The following is a 17,092-nucleotide window of genomic DNA, read 5'->3' on the forward strand; positions in this document are numbered from 1 at the left end:
TCAGTCCCTCAGTTCCAGCACGCCGGATATCCCGGTGCCGCGGGCGGGCGCGGTGTCGAGGACCGCGTCGTCGGCGATCCGGCCGTCGAAGAAGCTGATCACCCGGTCCGCGGCGCTCGCGAGCCGCGCGTCATGCGTGACCAGCACGATCGTCTGGCCCCGCTGGTGGAACCGCGACAGCAGCCGGGTCACCTCGCGGGTGCCCTTGCTGTCGAGGCTGCCCGCGGGCTCGTCGGCCAGCAGCAGCCGCGGATGGTTGACCAGGGCGCGGGCCAGCGCGACCCGCTGCTGCTCGCCGCCGGACAGCTCGCCCGGCATGCTGCGCTCCTTGCCCGCGAGGCCCAGCTCGTCGAGGAGCAGCGCACGCTCGGCGCGCGCCTGCCGAGGGGAGAGGCCGGCGAGCAGGGCGGGCAGCTCGACGTTGTCGGCGACCGACAGGTTCGAGACCAGGTTGAAGAACTGGAAGACGATGCCGATCCGGCGCCGGCGCTCGACCGCCCAGCGCGCCTCGCTGTACGCGTCCGTGCACTCGCCGTCCAGCCAGAGGCTGCCGGAGCCCGGCCGCTGCAGCCCGCCGAGCAGATGCAGCAGCGTCGACTTCCCGGCGCCCGAGGGGCCCGTGACGGCCACGAACTCGCCCTGCCGTACGGAGAGGTCCACGCCCCGTACGGCGTGCGCGGGCGCGCCCTCGCCGTAGTGGGTCTTGACCAGGCCCTCGGCCCGCAGGAGCGGGGTGTCCCCGGCGCGCGGCGAAGGAACGGCGTCACGGGGAGTGGCGTCACGGGCAGCGGCGCCACGGCGAGAGGCGCCACGGGGAGAGGCGCCACGGGGAGAGGCGCCACGGGGAGAGGCGCCACGGGGAGAGGCGCGGTTCATTCCAGCTCCTCCAGTTCCTCCTGGCAGCGTTCCAGCCAGTCGAGGTCGGCCTGCAGATGCAGCATGGCGCCCTCGATGAGCAGCTGGGAGATGCGGTTGTCCCGGCTCTCGGCCGCGGCGAGCTTCGACAGATTGCGCATGGTGTTCAGGTACTCGCGCCGTTGTTTGTTGATCAGGGCGATCTGGTCGGCCAGTCCGGTCCGCGGTGCCAGGGCGAGTTTCATGAAGAACTCGTCCCGTACGCGCGGCTCGTCCGCCGTCTCCTCGTACCAGGCGCGCAGTGCTTCGCGTCCGGCGTCGGTGAGGTGGTAGATCTTCTTGTTGGGCCGGCTCGACTGCTCGACTTCCTCGCCCTCGATCAGTCCCGACTTCTCAAGGCGGCCGAGGGTCACATAGATCTGGCCGACGTTCGGCTGAGGGTACGCGGAGCCCAGCAGTTGCTCAAGGTCCTGCTTGAGCTCGTAGCCGTGGGCCGGGCCGCGCGCCAGCAGGGCCAGGAGGGGCAGCCGCACTCGTGCTCTCCCCTTCCTCCGCCGTAGGTCCTTGTGAGGTGCCGCGGGCCCGCGCGTCAGGGGCCGATGTGCCGCGGGCCCTAGTATCGCCCATACCTAACGGGTATACATGGCCTCTGACTCCGGGCGAAGGTGCCCGGCAGCCGGGTGCACCAGGGAGGAACCTATGCGGTGGATACATGCCGCCGGTAGGGGGCTCCTGGTCGCGGTGGTGGTTCTGACCGGTTACGTCGCCTCGGGCGCCCAGGCCGACGGGGCGCGCGGCGGCGGTCGGGGCCCGCTCACACTGGCCACCGCCGGGGATCTCACCGGCTATCTGGGGCCGCTGCTCGACGGCTGGAACCGCGCCCACCCCGGCGAGCGGGTCACCCTCGTCGAACTCCCGGACTCCGCCGACGAGACCCACGCGCAGATGGCCACCGACCTGCGCGGCGGCGGCCGGGGCCGTTTCGACGTCCTGAACATCGATGTCGCCTGGACCTCGGAGTTCGCCGCCGCGGGCTGGATCTCCCCGCTGCCCGCGGGGCGTTTCCCGCTCGACGGCTTCCTGCCGCCGGTCGTGGACACCGCGACCTACGACGGACGGCTGTACGCCGTCCCCTACGTCACCAACGCGGGACTGCTCCTCTACCGCAAGGACCTCCTCGGCAAGGAGGGCGTCGCTCCGCCGCGCACCTGGGCCGAGCTGGAGAAACAGGCGAAAGGCATCGCTCCGAAGTACGGACTCGACGGCTACGCCGGCCAGTTCCTGCCCTACGAGGGGCTCACGGTGAACGCGGCCGAGGCGGTCTACTCGGCGGGCGGCACCATCCTCGGGGACGAGGGCGAACGCGTCACCGTCAACTCGGCGGCGGCGCGCGAGGGCATCGGTTTCCTGGCCCGCGGCGTACGCGACGGCTGGATCCCGGAGAAGGCGCTGACGTACAAGGAGGAGGAGTCCAAGAAGGCCTTCCAGGACGGCCGCCTCCTCTTCCTGCGCAACTGGCCGTACGCCTACGTCGGCGCCTCCGCCGAGGGCTCGCCGGTCGCCGGGAAGATCGGCGCGGTGCCGCTGCCCGGACCCGACGGACCGGGCGCGAGCGTGCTCGGCGGCTCGAACCTCGCGGTCGGCGCCCACGCCCGGCACCCCGACTCCGCCGCCCGGCTCATCGCCTACCTCACGAGCGAGCGGACCCAGCGTCAGGTGCTCACCGAGGGAGCGCTGCCGCCCGTGCGGGCCGCGCTGTACGAGGACCCGGAGCTGATCCGGCGGTTCCCCTATCTGCCGACGCTCCGCGCGAGCGTCCTCGCGGCGGCGCCGCGCCCCAAGAGTCCGCGCTACGACCAGGTCAGCCTGGCCGTGCAGGCCGTGGTGCACGACGCGATGACCGGGCATCAGACGCCCGAGGCCGCGGTGCGGCGGCTGGCGCGCGAGTTGGCGGACATCTCGCGGCGAGGCTGAGCCCCCAGGGCCCGCTCACTCCCGCTTCGGTCAGATCATAGTTTCATGTTAGGTAACGCGCCCGTCTCATCTGCCATTTCGCGTGCGGAAATGCAGGGACATAAGTACCCAAGCTTTGATGCGGCCCCGGTCTGCTCGTTGACACTCACACGACATGCCTACTTAACATGCATGTATAACCGGAGCACGCACAGACGGGTCAACGGGTGACGATCGACATGCACCGCTGGTGGCGCGACGCAGTGATCTACCAGGTCTACGTCCGCAGTTTCCTCGACAGCACCGGGGACGGCATCGGCGATCTCGCCGGGGTACGCGCCGGACTGCCGTACCTGAAGAAGCTCGGGGTCGACGGGATCTGGCTGAGCCCCTTCTACCCCTCGCCGCAACAGGACCACGGCTACGACGTGGCCGACTACTGCGACGTCGACCCGCTCTTCGGCGACCTCGGCGAGTTCGACCTGCTGATGACGGACGCCCGGCGGCTCGGCATCAAGGTGCTCCTCGACATAGTCCCCAACCACTGCTCCAGCGAGCACCCCTGGTTCCGGCAGGCCCTCGCCGAGGCACCGGGCGGCGAGGCCCGCGCCCGCTTCCACTTCGCCGACGGCCGCGGCCCCGGCGGGGCGGAGCCGCCCAACAACTGGCACGCCATGTTCGGCGGCCCCGCCTGGAGCCGGGTCATCGAGCGGGACGGCACGCCCGGCCAGTGGTACCTGCACATGTTCACGCCCGAACAGCCCGACCTGAACTGGCGCAACCCCGAGGTCGGCACCCACTTCGACCACGTACTGCGCTTCTGGCTCGACCGGGGCGTGGACGGCTTCCGCGTCGACGTCGCCGCCGGCCTCTACAAGCACCCCGACCTGCCCGACTCGCCCGACCCCATGGCCGACGCCCGCACCCGGGACTCGGTCAACCCGCTCGCCTGGAACCAGCCCGAGGTGCACGGTGTCTGGCGGCACTGGCGTTCGGTGTGCGAGGAGTACACCGTCCGCGACGGCCGGGAGCGGCTGCTCGTCGGCGAGGTCTCCGTGCCCTCCGCCCGTGAACACGCCCACTACGTACGCCACGACGAGCTGCACCAGGCCTTCTTCTTCGACCTGCTCAGCGCGTCCTGGAACGCCGACGCCTTCCGCAAGGTCATCTCGGAGGCCATGCAGGACATCGCGGGCACCGGCTCGACGGTCACCTGGGTCCTCAACAACCACGACCAGGTCCGCACGGTCACCCGCTACGGCGAACTGGGTGCCGGGGGCAGCGGTCTGGGCGCCGCCCGCGCCCGCGCCGCCGCGCTGCTGATGCTGGCGCTGCCCGGCGCCGCGTACATCTACCAGGGGGAGGAGCTGGGGCTGCCCGAGGTGGTCGATCTGCCGGACGACGTGCTCACCGACCCGATCTACCGCCGTACCGGCAGCCGGGCCCGGGTCCGTGACGGCTGCCGGGTGCCGCTGCCGTGGTCGGGGCACGCCTCGCCGTTCGGCTTCACCACCGGCACCGAGAGCGCCAAACCGTGGCTGCCGCAGCCCGCCTACTTCGCGGAGTACGCCACCGACCGCGCCCTCGCCGACACCCGCTCCTTCTGGCACCTCTATCGCGACGGACTCCAACTGCGGGCCGGAATGCCCCAGTTGGGTGAAGGACCGCTGCGCTGGCTGGACACCCCGCCCGGCGTCCTCGGCTTCGTCCGCGGCGACGGCCTGGTGTGCGCCGTCAACTTCGGTACGGCGCCGACGCCCGCGCCGGTCGCCGGCACCCCCCTGCTGTCCAGCGGCCCCTGCGCGCCCGGCGTCCTGCCCGGCTCGACGGCCGCCTGGTGGATCAGCGACTGCACCAACCCCTGAACCGGACACACCTGCTGACCATCCGTCACATACCGTTCTCACGAAGGAACATCAACGATGATGCGACGACGTACCACCCTGCTCGCGAGCTGCACAGCCCTCGTCCTGTCCCTCGGTGCCACCGCGTGCGGAGGCGGCGATCCTGTCTCGGCGGGCGGCGGCGACAAGCCGCTCAGCGGCCAGACGATCAACGTGGCCGGTGTCTGGTCCGGCAGCGAGCAGAAGAACTTCCAGAAGGTCCTGGACGCGTTCACCGAGAAGACCGGCGCCAAGACCCAGTTCACCTCCACCGGCGACAACGTCTCCACGGTCGTCGGCAGCAAGATCGAGGGCGGCAACGCGCCCGACGTGGTGATGGTCCCGCAGGTCGGCGTCCTCCAGCAGTTCGCCGAGGAGGGCTGGCTCAAGCCGCTCTCCAGGACGGCCCAGAATTCCGTCGACGCCAACTACGCGGACGTCTGGAAGAACTACGGCAGCGTCGACGGAAGCCTGTACGGCCTCTACTTCAAGGCCGCCCACAAGTCGACGGTCTGGTACAGCCCGGACGCCCTCGACGAGGCGGGCGTCGAGGCGCCGAAGGCGTACGACGCGATGCTGGAGGCCGGGCGGACCGTCTCCGAGTCGGGCCTCGCGGCCTTCTCCGTCGCCGGACAGGACGGCTGGACCCTCACCGACTGGTTCGAGAACGTCTACCTCTCGCAGGCGGGCCCCGAGAAGTACGACGCCCTCGCCGCCCACGAGATCAAGTGGACCGACCCGACCGTGGTCGACGCCCTCACCACCCTCGGCAAGCTCTTCAAGGACAAGGAGCTGATAGCCGGCGGCCAGAAGGGCGCCCTGAACACCGACTTCCCCGGCTCGGTCGAGAAGGTCTTCGGACCCGAACCCGCCGCGGGCATGGTGTACGAGGGAGACTTCGTGGCCGGTGTCGCCAAGGACCAGTTCGGCAGGAAGATCGGCGAGGACGCGGACTTCTTCCCCTTCCCCGCCGTCGGCGACGGCAAGGCGCCCGTGGTCAGTGGCGGCGACGCGGCGGTCGTCCTGAAGGACGGCAGGAGCCCGAAGGCCGCCATGGCGTTCCTGGAGTACCTCGCGACCCCCGAGGCGTCCGCGGTCTGGGCCGAGGTCGGCGGTTTCCTCTCCCCGAACAAGAAGCTCGACCTCGCCTCCTACGGCGACGACATCACCCGCGAGACCGCCAAGTCCCTGGTCGACGCCGGTGATTCGGTCCGCTTCGACATGTCGGACCAGGCCCCGGCCGCGTTCGGCGGTACCAAGGGCGCGGGCGAGTGGAAGCTCCTCCAGGACTTCCTGCGCGACCCGTCCGACCCGAAGGCGACCGCCGCCGCGCTGGAGAAGGCCGCCGCCAAGGCGTACCAGGACTGATCGCCATGACCGCCACAGACCTGAGAGACCTGAAGGACCCGAAAGGCCCGAAGAGCCCGAAAGGGGCGGGTCCACCGTCCGCCGCGCGGGCCGACCGCGACCGCAGACGGCGCGCCCGGCGCCGGGCCCGGGTCGTCGCCGTCGTCTTCGTCCTCCCCGCGCTGCTCCTGCTCGGCGCGCTCGTCGTCTACCCCGTGCTGTTCTCCATGGGCCGCAGCTTCTTCGACGCCTCCGGCGACCGGTTCGTCGGCGGCGACAACTACTCCGAGATGTTCCACGACCCCGCCACGGTCAAGGCCGTCCGGAACACCGCCATCTGGGTCGTCATCGCGCCCACCCTGCTCACCGGACTCGGCCTCGTCCTCGCCGTGCTGGTCGAGAAGGTGCGCTGGGCGACGGCGTTCAAGCTCCTGCTCTTCATGCCGATGGCCGTCTCCTTCCTCGCGGCGGGCATCATCTTCCGGCTCGCGTACGACGAGGACCCCGAGAAGGGCGTCCTGAACGCGGCCGTCGTCTCCGTGCACGACGTGTTCAAGGGCGAGTCGTCCTACCCGACCGCCCGCGCCCGCGAGGGCCAGGGCCTGACCAAGGGCGCCGACGGCTCGTACGGTACGACCGCCGGTGTGTCCCCGGGGGAGACCGTCGGGCTCGGTCTGGTCGGCGTGCGCGCCGACGACCTGCCCGGGGACGCGCGGCCCGCGTACCCGGCGGCGGCACGAAAGGCGGCGGCCGACGAACTGCGCGGTGTCGTCTACCTGGACTTCACCCGCGGCGGGGGAGGGAAGCAGGGCGAGGTCGACACGGCCGAGAGCGGGCTGCCGGGGATGGGCGTCGAGGCGGTGCGCGACGGGAGGACCGTCGCGAGCGCCACCACCGCGGCCGACGGTTCCTTCCGCTTCGAGGGCCTCGACCCGGGCTCGTACACCGTGCGGCTGCCCGGCGCGAACTTCGCCCCGCCGTACGAGGGGATCTCCTGGCTGGGACCCGCGCTCGTCACGCCCGCCATCATCGGCGCGTACCTGTGGATCTGGACCGGCTTCGCCATGGTGCTGATCGGGGCCGGGCTCGCCGCGCTGCCGCGTGACGCGCTGGAGGCGGCCCGGATGGACGGCGCGAACGAGTGGCAGATCTTCCGCAGGATCACCGTGCCGCTGCTCGCGCCCGTCCTCACCGTGGTCTTCGTGACCCTGGTGATCAACGTGATGAAGGTCTTCGACCTCGTCTACATCATCGCGCCGGGGCCCGTGCAGGAGGACGCCACCGTGCTCGCCACCCAGATGTGGCTGGTGTCCTTCGGAGGCGGCAACAACCAGGGGCTCGGCAGTGCGCTGGGTGTACTGCTCCTGCTCCTGGTGATCCCCGCCATGGTCTTCAACGTCCGCCGCTTCCGAGGGAGTCAACGATGAACGCGCTCAGGCGGGGGCTCGGCAACAGCCTGGTCCAGGCGTTCCTGGTGGTGATCGGCCTGGTCTGGCTCACCCCGCTCGCCGGCCTTTTCCTGTCGTCGCTGCGGTCCGCCCAGGAGACGGCGACGGGCGGCTGGTGGACCGTGCTGACCAGTCCCCGGCAGCTGTCCTTCGACAACTACTCGGCGCTGCTGGGCAACGCGGGGATGACGCGGGCGTTCTGGAACACCGTGCTGATCTCGGTGCCGGCCACGTTCCTCGTCGTCGTCATCGCCGCGCTCGCGGGGTACGCGTTCGCGTGGCTGGACTTCCCCGGTCGGGACACCGTCTTCCTGGTCGTGGTCGCGCTGCTGGTGGTGCCCGTGCAGATCGGGCTGCTCCCCGTGGCCAAACTCTTCGGGCAGCTGGGGCTGTTCGGCACGATTCCCGGGGTCATCCTTTTCCACGTGTCGTACGGGCTGCCGTTCGCGATCTTCCTTCTTCGGAACTATTTCGCGGAGATGCCGAAGGAGATGCTGGAGGCCGCGCGGATGGACGGTGGCGGGGAGTGGCGGATCTTCACTCGGCTCGTGCTGCCGGTGGGGCGGCCGGCGCTGGCCAGTCTTGCCATCTTCCAGTTCCTCTGGGTCTGGAACGACATGCTGGTCGCGCTGCTCTTCGCGGATAGTTCCGCGCAGCCGTTGACGGTTGAACTGCAGTCGCAGATACGGCAGTTCGGGAGCAATATCGATGTGCTCGCGCCGGGGGCGTTTCTTTCGCTGGTGGTGCCGGTGGTTGTCTTCTTCGCTTTCCAGCGGCACTTCGTGCAGGGGGTTATGGCGGGGTCGGTGAAGTAACGGGCTTTTCGCGCCCCCGCCGCCCCTACCCGTTCCCGTCCACGCATGGGGGCTGCGCCCCCTCGCCCCCCTTTGCGCAGTTCCCCGCGCCCCTGAAAACCCCCTGCGTCGGTGACGGGAACGGGAAGGGGGCGGCGGGGGCGAAAGAAAGCCCCTGCCGCCCCCTTCCCCGTCCGTCAGGGTGAAGCCGGCGGATACAGCGCGCGCGGCAGCTGGGTCGCCGCCGCCGCGTCCAGCAGCCACAGCGTGCGGGCCCGGCCCTGCGCGCCCGCCGCCGGCGCCTGGATCTCACCCGCGCCCGAGAGCGCGATCGCCGCCGCCTCCGCCTTGTCCTCGCCCGCGGCGAGCAGCCACACCTCCCGCGCGGCCCGGATCGCGGGCAGCGTGAGCGTGACCCGGACGGGCGGCGGCTTCGGTGCGCCTCGCACACCCACCACCGTCCGCTCCGTCTCACGGACGGCGGGCAGTTCCGGGAACAGCGACGCCACGTGCGTGTCCGGCCCGACGCCCAGCATCAGCACGTCGAAGGACGGGACAGGAGCGTGGTTCTCCGGCCCGGCGGCCGACGCGAGTTCGGCCGCGTAGGCCTCCGCCGCCGCGTCCACGTCCGCGCCCCAGGGACCGTCCGACGCGGGCATGGCGTGCACGCGCTTCGGGTCGAGCGGCACCGAGTCGAGCAGCGCCTCCCGGGCCTGGGTGACGTTCCGCTCGGGGTCGCCCTCGGGCAGGAACCGCTCGTCGCCCCACCACAGGTCGAGCCGGCTCCAGTCGACGGCGTCCCGGGCGGGCGCCGCCGCGAGCGCGGCCAGCAGGCCGTTGCCGTTGCGGCCACCGGTCAGCACCACCGAGGCGTGACCGCGCGAGGCCTGCGCGTCCACGACCTTCGTGATGAGCCGGGCCGCGGCGGCCTGGGCCATCAGCTCCTTGTCGCGGTGGACGACCAGCTGGGGAGTGCTCACTGCGGGTCCGCCTTCTTGACCGGGGGCATCTGGGCGGGGGTGGGGCGCCCCGGATCCCCCTCGCCTGCCGAGGAGGCCGGTGCGGAGGCCGGTATCGATGCCGGCTTCGTGGCCGGTTCCGGGGTGTCGTGCACCGGGCGCACCGGGAGTTCCCCCGGCGTCCAGGTGGCCGCCTCGGGCCGCTGTGAGGCCGACTGGATGCCTCCCAGCCGGTCCACCCCGAACCGCAGCGCGGACGCGTACGTGTCGTCCGGGTCGAGCCGGCGCAGCTCCTCCGCGAGCAGCTCGGACGTCTCGCGCCGCTTGAGCGCCACCGCGCGGTCCGGCTGGCCGGGCAGGGCCAGGGTGGCCATGGAGCCGTCCGACCGGTGCAGGGTGATGGGGCCACCGGTCGTCTCCAGGCGGACCTGGGTCAGACCGGGCCCCGCGGACACGGCTCGGCGCACGTGCACGTGGAGGCGGTCGGCCAGCCACATGGCCAGCAGCTCGACGCTCGGGTTCGCCTCCTCGCCCGCCACCTCGACGGAGACGACCTCGCAGTCGATCTGGTCGAGGGCGGCGGCCAGCATGGAACGCCACGGGGTGATCCGGGCCCATGCCAGGTCGGTGTCGCCCGGCTCGTAGCTCTCGGCGCGGCTCCGCAGCTCCTCGACGGGCTTCTCCGCCGCGTAGCTGTCGGTGACCCGGCGCTGGCCCAGGGCGCCCAGCGGATCGCCCGCCGGATCGCGGGGCGCGTCCACCGACCACCAGACGACGACCGGCGCGTCGGGGAGCAGCAGGGGCAGGACGACGGACTGGGCGTGGTCCGAGACCTCGCCGTACAGCCGCAGGATCACCGTCTCGCCGGTGCCCGCGTCCGCGCCGACCCGTACCTCGGCGTCCAGGCGCGACTTGGTGCGGTCGCGGGGCGAGCGCGAGACGCGCTTGATGACGACGAGGGTGCGCGAGGGATGTTCGAGCGAGGCGTCGTCGGCGGCCTTCAGGGCGTCGTAGGCGTTCTCCTCGTCGGTGACGATGACGAGGGTGAGCACCATGCCGACGGCCGGTGTGCCGATAGCCCGGCGGCCCTTCACGAGCGCCTTGTTGATCTTGCTGGCCGTGGTGTCCGTGAGATCTATCTTCATGGCCGACGCCAGCTCCGTCCGTCTCGCTTGAGCATTTCGTCGGCCTCGACGGGCCCCCATGTGCCCGACTGGTACTGCGCGGGCTTGCCGTGCTTGTCCCAGTACTCCTCGATCGGGTCGAGGATCTTCCAGGACAGCTCGACCTCCTCGGTGCGCGGGAAGAGGTTCGAGTCGCCGAGGAGGACGTCGAGGATCAGCCTCTCGTACGCCTCGGGGCTCGACTCCGTGAACGACTCGCCGTACGCGAAGTCCATCGAGACGTCCCGGATCTCCATGGAGGTGCCGGGCACCTTGGAGCCGAAGCGGACCGTGATGCCCTCGTCGGGCTGGACGCGGATGACGATCGCGTTCTGGCCCAGCTCCTCCGTCGCCGTGTGGTCGAAGGGGGAGTGCGGGGCGCGCTGGAAGACGACGGCGATCTCGGTGACTCGCCGGCCCAGGCGCTTGCCGGCGCGCAGATAGAAGGGGACGCCCGCCCAGCGGCGGTTGTCCACCTCCACCTTGATCGCCGCGTACGTGTCGGTCTTCGACTGGGGGTCGATACCGTCTTCCTGGAGGTAGCCGACGGCCTTCTCGCCGCCCTGCCAGCCCTCGGCGTACTGACCGCGGACGGTGTTCGCGCCGAGGTCGGCGGGCAGCCTGACCGCGCCGAGCACCTTGGTCTTCTCGGCGGCGAGCGCGTCCGCGTCGAAGGAGGCGGGCTCCTCCATGGCCGTGAGGGCCATCAGCTGGAGCAGGTGGTTCTGGATGACGTCACGGGCGGCGCCGATGCCGTCGTAGTAGCCGGCCCGGCCGCCGATGCCGATGTCCTCGGCCATCGTGATCTGTACGTGGTCGACGTACGACCGGTTCCAGATCGGCTCGAACATCTGGTTGGCGAAGCGCAGCGCCAGAATGTTCTGGACCGTCTCCTTGCCCAGGTAGTGGTCGATGCGGAAGACCTGGTCCGGGGCGAAGACCTCTTCGACGGTGGTGTTGAGGTCCTCGGCCGACCTGAGGTCGTGGCCGAAGGGCTTCTCGATGACCGCGCGCCGCCAGGAGCCGCCCGTCTGGTCGGCGAGACCGTGCTTCTTCAGCTGCTGGATGACCACCGGGAACGCGCCCGGCGGCACGGACAGGTAGAAGGCGAAGTTGCCGCCCGTGCCCTGCGCCTTGTCCAGCTCACCGATCGTCTCGCGCAGTCGCTCGAACGCGTCGTCGTCGTCGAAGGTGCCCTGGACGAAGCGCATCCCCTGGATGAGCTGCTGCCAGACCTCCTCACGGAACGGCGTACGGGCGTGTTCCTTGACGGAGTCGTGGACCTCCTGGGCGAAGTCCTCGTTCGCCCACTCGCGGCGCGCGAAGCCGACGAGGGAGAAGCCCGGCGGCAGCAGGCCGCGGTTGGCAAGGTCATAAACGGCAGGCATAAGCTTTTTACGGGACAAATCGCCCGTGACCCCGAAGATGACGAGGCCCGACGGCCCCGCGATACGCGGGAGCCGTCGGTCCGCCGGGTCACGCAGCGGATTGCTGCTTGACAAGATTTCAGCCCTCCGAGGGGGCGAGGCGCTGGAGCTCCGCCTCGGTCGACTTGAGCAGGTCGGTCCAGGCGCCCTCGAACTTCTCGACGCCCTCGTCCTCCAGAAGCTGGACCACTTCGTCGTACGAGATCCCGAGCTTCTCGACCGCGTCGAGTTCGGCACGGGCCTGCTCGTACGTACCGGCGACGGTGTTGCCGGTGATCTTCCCGTGGTCCTCGGCGGCGAACAGGGTCGCCTCCGGCATGGTGTTCACCGTGTTCGGCGCGACCAGGTCGTCGACGTACAGGGTGTCCTTGTAGGCCGGGTCCTTGACGCCGGTCGAGGCCCACAGCGGACGCTGCTTGTTGGCCTGCGCCTTGTCCAGGGCACTCCAGCGGTCCGAGGTGAAGACCTCCTCGTACGCCTGGTAGGCGAGCCGCGCGTTGGCGAGGCCCGCCTTGCCGCGGGCGGCCTTGGCCTCGTCGGTGCCCAGCGCGTCGAGCCGCTTGTCGATCTCGGTGTCCACCCGGGACACGAAGAAGGACGCCACCGAGTGGATCTTGGAGAGGTCCAGGCCGGCGGCCTTGGCCTTCTCCAGGCCCGAGACGTACGCGTCCATGACCTCGCGGTAGCGCTCAAGCGAGAAGATCAGCGTGACGTTGACGCTGATGCCCCGCGCGATCGTCTCGGTGATCGCGGGCAGGCCCGCCTTGGTCGCCGGGATCTTGATGAGCGTGTTCGGCCGGTCGACGAGCCAGGCGAGCTGCTTGGCCTCGGCGACGGTCGACTTGGTGTTGTGCGCCAGGCGCGGGTCGACCTCGATCGAGACCCGGCCGTCCTGGCCCTGCGTCGCGTCGAAGACCGGACGCAGGATGTCGGCGGCGTCACGGACGTCCGCCGTCGTGATCATGCGGATGGCCTCTTCGACCGTGACCTTGCGGGCGGCGAGGTCGGACAGCTGCTGGTCGTAGCCGTCGCCCTGCGAGATCGCCTTCTGGAAGATCGACGGGTTGGTGGTGACGCCCACGACGTGCTGCTGGTCGATCAGTTCGGCGAGGTTGCCGGACGTGATCCGCTTGCGCGACAGGTCGTCCAGCCAGATCGCGACGCCTTCCTCGGAGAGGCGCTTGAGTGCGTCTGTCATGGAAAATGCATCTCCTACGTGTCGTATGTCAGCGGCAGCTGTTCACAGCTGTCTGCGTCAGCGCTTGGCTGCGGCGAGCGATTCCTTGGCGACGTTCGCGACGTTCTCGGCAGTGAAGCCGAACTCCTGGAAGAGGACCTTGCCGTCGGCCGAAGCACCGAAGTGCTCCAGGGAAACGATGCGGCCCGCGTCCCCGACGAAGCGGTGCCAGGTCAGACCGATACCGGCCTCGACCGCGACCCGCGCCTTCACGGACGGAGGAAGCACCGAGTCCCGGTACCCCTGGTCCTGCTCGTCGAACCACTCCACGCACGGCACGGACACGACCCGGGTCGGGGTCCCCGCCGCCTGGAGCTGCTCACGCGCCTCGACGGCCACGTGCACCTCGGAACCGGTGGCGATCAGGATGACCTCGGGCTCCGCGCTCCGCCCTTCGGGCCCTTCGGCCTCGAAGAGCACGTAGGCGCCCTTCGCCGCGTCCTCGTTGGCGTCGTACGTCGGTACGCCCTGCCGGGTCAGCGCGAGCCCGTGCGGGTTGCCCTTGCCGAAGACCTTCGTGTAGCGGCGCAGGATCTCGCGCCACGCGATCGCGGTCTCGTTGGCGTCGGCCGGGCGCACGACGTTCAGGCCCGGGATGGCGCGCAGCGAGGCCAGGTGCTCGACCGGCTGGTGGGTCGGGCCGTCCTCGCCGAGTCCGATGGAGTCGTGCGTCCACACGTACGTCACCGGCAGGTGCATCAGCGCGGACAGACGGACGGCGTTGCGCATGTAGTCGGAGAACACCAGGAAGGTGCCGCCGTAGATACGGGTGTTGCCGTGCAGCGCGATGCCGTTCATCTCCGCGGCCATGGAGTGCTCGCGGATACCGAAGTGGATCGTGCGGCCGTACGGGTCCGCCTCCGGCAGCGGGTTGTCCGCCGGGAGGAACGACGACGTCTTGTCGATGGTCGTGTTGTTCGAGCCCGCGAGGTCGGCCGAGCCGCCCCACAGCTCGGGGACGACCGCGCCGAGGGCCTGGAGGACCTTGCCGGACGCGGCACGCGTGGCGACGCCCTTGCCGGTCTCGAAGACCGGAAGCTTCTCTTCCCAGCCGGCCGGCAGCTCGCCCGCGGCGATGCGGTCGAACTCTGCGGCGCGCTCCGGGTTGGCGGTCCGCCACGCGGCGAAGCCCTTCTCCCACTCGGCCTTGGCCTCACGGCCGCGGTCGAGCGCCTTGCGCGCGTGCGCCAGCACCTCGTCGGCGACCTCGAAGGACTTCTCCGGGTCGAAGCCGAGAACGCGCTTGGTGGCCGCGACCTCGTCGTCGCCGAGCGCCGAGCCGTGCGCGGCCTCGGTGTTCTGCGCGTTCGGGGCGGGCCAGGCGATGATCGAGCGCATCGCGATGAACGACGGCTTGTCCGTGACGGCCTTCGCGGCCTCGATCGCCGCGTACAGGGCGGCCGGGTCGAGGTCGCCGTTCTCCTGCGGCTCCACCCGCTGGACGTGCCAGCCGTAGGCCTCGTACCGCTTGGGGGTGTCCTCGGAGACGGCCGTCTCGGTGTCGCCCTCGATCGAGATGTGGTTGTCGTCCCACAGCAGGACCAGGTTGCCGAGCTTCTGGTGGCCCGCCATCGAGGACGCCTCGCCGGAGATGCCCTCCTGGAGGCAGCCGTCACCGGCGATCGCGAAGACGAAGTGGTCGAACGGGGAGGTGCCGGGGGCCGCCTCCGGGTCGAACAGACCACGCTCGTAGCGGGCGGCCATCGCCATGCCCACCGCGTTGGCGACACCCTGGCCGAGCGGCCCGGTCGTCGTCTCCACGCCGGTGGTGTGCCCGTACTCGGGGTGTCCCGGGGTCTTCGAACCCCACGTCCTGAACGATTTCAGGTCGTCCAGCTCCAGACCGAAGCCGGCCAGGTACAGCTGGGTGTAGAGAGTCAGGGACGAATGGCCGGCGGACAGCACGAAGCGGTCGCGGCCGGTCCAGTCGGCGTCCGCCGGGTCATGCCGCATCACCTTCTGGAAGAGGGTGTACGCGGCGGGTGCCAGACTCATCGCCGTACCCGGATGGCCGTTGCCGACCTTCTGTACGGCGTCGGCGGCCAGGATGCGGGCGGTGTCGACCGCCCGCTGGTCCAATTCGGTCCACTCGATGTCTGTTGTGGTCGGCTTGGTGCTCACCCTGGGTCAGGGCTCCTCTCCACATGTTGCACATGTTGAATGCCGGTGCACGTGGCGCCCACCGGCTCGCTGTCGAGCCTACCCCCGTGGCAACGCGCATTCTTTCGAGTCATTCCAGACTGCCGGGACTTGCCCTCTTCCGCCTCCCGACCGGCGGGTTCCGTATTCGGCAAGTGAATACGGAGCCGGTCATCCGACTGCTCAATCAGAAGGTGATCAGTCCTTCGCGGGACCCTTTCAACACGACCTGACCCCCGCGAAGGCCGGGGTCTGGGCAACGTCTACAGTGGCGTGGTACGCGCGAGCCTTTACCGGGAGTTCACACCCGGGGCTCGCTGGGATGTCTCTGTCAGGGGTGTGCGTGACGGCCGTTGAATCCCGTCCTGCGGGAGTGCTCGGGACGAGTCAGGGCACGAACCACCGGCCGTTCGGGGCCCGGGTCAAGGCGTTCGTCGCTCTCACGAAGCCGCGGATCATCGAACTGCTGCTGATCACCACCGTGCCGGTGATGTTCCTGGCGCAGCAGGGGGTGCCCGACCTGAAGCTGGTGCTCCTCACCTGCCTCGGCGGCTACCTCTCCGCCGGTGGCGCCAACGCGCTGAACATGTACATCGACCGTGACATCGACGCGCTCATGGAACGTACGTCGCAGCGCCCGCTCGTCACCGGCATGGTGAGCCCCCGCGAGTGCCTCGCCTTCGGCATCACGCTCGCCGTGGTCTCCACGCTGCTGTTCGGTCTGACCGTCAACTGGCTGTCCGCCTGGCTGTCGCTGGGAGCCCTCCTCTTCTACGTCGTCGTCTACACGATGATCCTCAAACGGCGTACGTCGCAGAACATCGTGTGGGGTGGGATCGCCGGCTGTCTGCCCGTTCTCATCGGCTGGTCGTCCGTCACCAACTCCATGTCGTGGGCCCCCGTCATCCTCTTCCTCGTCATGTTCTTCTGGACGCCGCCGCACTACTGGCCGCTGTCCATGAAGGTGCGGGAGGACTACGCGCGCGTGGGTGTGCCGATGCTGCCCGTCGTCGCTTCCAACACGGTCGTCGCGCGGCAGATCGTCCTCTACAGCTGGGCCATGGTCGGTGTCTCCCTGCTGCTCACTCCGCTCGGGTACACGGGGTGGTTCTACACGGTTGTCGCCGTTGTGACGGGTGGGTTCTGGCTCTACGAGGCGCATGGGTTGCAGTCGCGGGCCAAGGGGGGGGCCGTGGGGGCGAAGCTCAAGGAGATGCGGCTGTTCCACTGGTCGATCACCTATGTGTCGCTGCTGTTCGTGGCGGTTGCGGTGGACCCCTTCTTGCGGTGACGCTCCGCGTGGTTGTCGGGGTGGCCGGGGTGCGTTGTCGGGTGCCGGTCCGTCATGGCCGGTCGCGCAGTTCCCCGCGCCCCTAAAAGATTGCGCCGTTCCCCGCGCCCCTAAGGGCAAAAGATTGCGCCGTTCCCCGCGCCCCTGAAGGGGACCCGGGGGCGTGGTTCGTGGGCAAGGCCACTTGGCCTTGGCGTCGCCCGGTGATCTACCCGTCGGTAGCATCCTCGTATGGCAGACATCCAGCAGGTTGACGAGGGCGCGGGCACGGAGCGGGACGTCAAGGGCGAGCGTCGAGTGGCCAAGCTCGTCAAGCAGATTTCCTCCTTCGCCGAGGCCCATGGTGGGGCCGAGGGGCAGATCGCGTATCTCGGGCAGAAGGGTGCCCGGATCGTGCTCGTGGGGGAGGACGGTGAGTGGGGCGATCTCATGGCCCCGGCCTACGCCCTCGCCGAGGAAGCCGTGAAGCAGTCCGGCATCACCGTCCACGAGGACTTCGACGGCGACTTCGCGAACAAGGTCAGGACAGGCCCGTACGAGTGGACCCGTATGGCGGGCATCCAGGTGGGCGGCCCCAGCAACGGTTGACAGCGCCC

14 protein-coding genes are annotated in these 17,092 nt (G+C 70.0%); 7 read left to right on the forward strand and 7 right to left on the reverse strand.

Features of this window, described 5'->3' with window-relative positions:
* Both ACH4DZ_RS39340 and ACH4DZ_RS39345 read right to left on the reverse strand, forming a co-directional pair.
* Complete coding sequence (locus ACH4DZ_RS39340) at positions 1 to 876, reverse strand: ABC transporter ATP-binding protein (RefSeq protein WP_398293694.1); 876 nt, start codon at positions 874 to 876, stop codon at positions 1 to 3.
* A complete protein-coding gene (locus ACH4DZ_RS39345; protein ID WP_189770208.1) occupies positions 873 to 1,388 on the reverse strand; it encodes a PadR family transcriptional regulator in 516 nt (171 codons plus the stop codon). The genes ACH4DZ_RS39340 and ACH4DZ_RS39345 overlap by 4 nt, the downstream gene beginning before the upstream one ends.
* A 166-nt stretch (positions 1,389 to 1,554) precedes the next feature.
* Here ACH4DZ_RS39345 and ACH4DZ_RS39350 point away from each other — a divergent pair, with 166 nt between their 5' ends.
* From ACH4DZ_RS39350 to ACH4DZ_RS39370, 5 genes are all read left to right on the forward strand, one after another.
* The gene (locus tag ACH4DZ_RS39350) at positions 1,555 to 2,829 is read left to right on the forward strand and encodes an ABC transporter substrate-binding protein (RefSeq protein ID WP_398293696.1); all 1,275 of its coding nucleotides are present in this window, start codon (positions 1,555 to 1,557) and stop codon (positions 2,827 to 2,829) included.
* A 218-nt stretch (positions 2,830 to 3,047) separates the two neighbouring features.
* Positions 3,048 to 4,673 (forward strand): glycoside hydrolase family 13 protein, encoded by a 1,626-nt coding sequence (locus ACH4DZ_RS39355; protein ID WP_398293990.1) that lies wholly within the window; start codon positions 3,048 to 3,050, stop codon positions 4,671 to 4,673.
* 57 nt (positions 4,674 to 4,730) lie between these two features.
* Entirely contained in the window at positions 4,731 to 6,059 is a 1,329-nt protein-coding gene (locus tag ACH4DZ_RS39360) for an ABC transporter substrate-binding protein (protein WP_398293698.1), read from the forward strand.
* 5 nt (positions 6,060 to 6,064) lie between these two features.
* Entirely contained in the window at positions 6,065 to 7,465 is a 1,401-nt protein-coding gene (locus ACH4DZ_RS39365) for an ABC transporter permease subunit (protein WP_398293700.1), read from the forward strand.
* Positions 7,462 to 8,301, forward strand: a complete 840-nt coding sequence (locus ACH4DZ_RS39370) for a carbohydrate ABC transporter permease (RefSeq protein ID WP_398293702.1) — start codon at positions 7,462 to 7,464, stop codon at positions 8,299 to 8,301. The genes ACH4DZ_RS39365 and ACH4DZ_RS39370 overlap by 4 nt, the downstream gene beginning before the upstream one ends.
* A 176-nt stretch (positions 8,302 to 8,477) precedes the next feature.
* Here ACH4DZ_RS39370 and pgl read toward each other — a convergent pair whose 3' ends face one another.
* The 5 genes from pgl to tkt are packed head-to-tail and all read right to left on the reverse strand — an operon-like array spanning position 8,478 to position 15,187.
* Positions 8,478 to 9,260 (reverse strand): 6-phosphogluconolactonase, encoded by a 783-nt coding sequence (pgl, locus tag ACH4DZ_RS39375; protein ID WP_398293704.1) that lies wholly within the window; start codon positions 9,258 to 9,260, stop codon positions 8,478 to 8,480.
* The gene (gene opcA, locus ACH4DZ_RS39380; protein ID WP_398293706.1) at positions 9,257 to 10,384 is read right to left on the reverse strand and encodes a glucose-6-phosphate dehydrogenase assembly protein OpcA; all 1,128 of its coding nucleotides are present in this window, start codon (positions 10,382 to 10,384) and stop codon (positions 9,257 to 9,259) included. The genes pgl and opcA overlap by 4 nt, the downstream gene beginning before the upstream one ends.
* Positions 10,381 to 11,904 (reverse strand): glucose-6-phosphate dehydrogenase, encoded by a 1,524-nt coding sequence (gene zwf / locus ACH4DZ_RS39385; protein WP_398293708.1) that lies wholly within the window; start codon positions 11,902 to 11,904, stop codon positions 10,381 to 10,383. The genes opcA and zwf overlap by 4 nt, the downstream gene beginning before the upstream one ends.
* 4 nt (positions 11,905 to 11,908) lie before the next feature.
* On the reverse strand, positions 11,909 to 13,027 hold the full coding sequence (tal, locus tag ACH4DZ_RS39390; RefSeq protein WP_398293710.1) for a transaldolase: 1,119 nt from the start codon (positions 13,025 to 13,027) through the stop codon (positions 11,909 to 11,911).
* Between the two features lie 57 nt (positions 13,028 to 13,084).
* Positions 13,085 to 15,187: a transketolase gene (gene tkt, locus ACH4DZ_RS39395; RefSeq protein WP_398293712.1), complete on the reverse strand. Its 2,103-nt coding sequence runs from the start codon at positions 15,185 to 15,187 to the stop codon at positions 13,085 to 13,087.
* A 355-nt stretch (positions 15,188 to 15,542) separates the two neighbouring features.
* On the opposite strand from tkt, the gene ACH4DZ_RS39400 reads away from it, so the two are divergent.
* Together ACH4DZ_RS39400 and ACH4DZ_RS39405 are read left to right on the forward strand one after the other, a co-directional pair.
* A complete protein-coding gene (locus ACH4DZ_RS39400; protein WP_398293992.1) occupies positions 15,543 to 16,496 on the forward strand; it encodes a heme o synthase in 954 nt (317 codons plus the stop codon).
* A 231-nt stretch (positions 16,497 to 16,727) separates the two neighbouring features.
* Complete coding sequence (locus tag ACH4DZ_RS39405; protein ID WP_398293714.1) at positions 16,728 to 17,084, forward strand: hypothetical protein; 357 nt, start codon at positions 16,728 to 16,730, stop codon at positions 17,082 to 17,084.
* Positions 17,085 to 17,092: the final 8 nt, after the last annotated feature.

The sequence above is a fragment of the Streptomyces sp. NPDC017991 genome (assembly GCF_044328075.1).
Classification (GTDB): domain Bacteria; phylum Actinomycetota; class Actinomycetes; order Streptomycetales; family Streptomycetaceae; genus Streptomyces.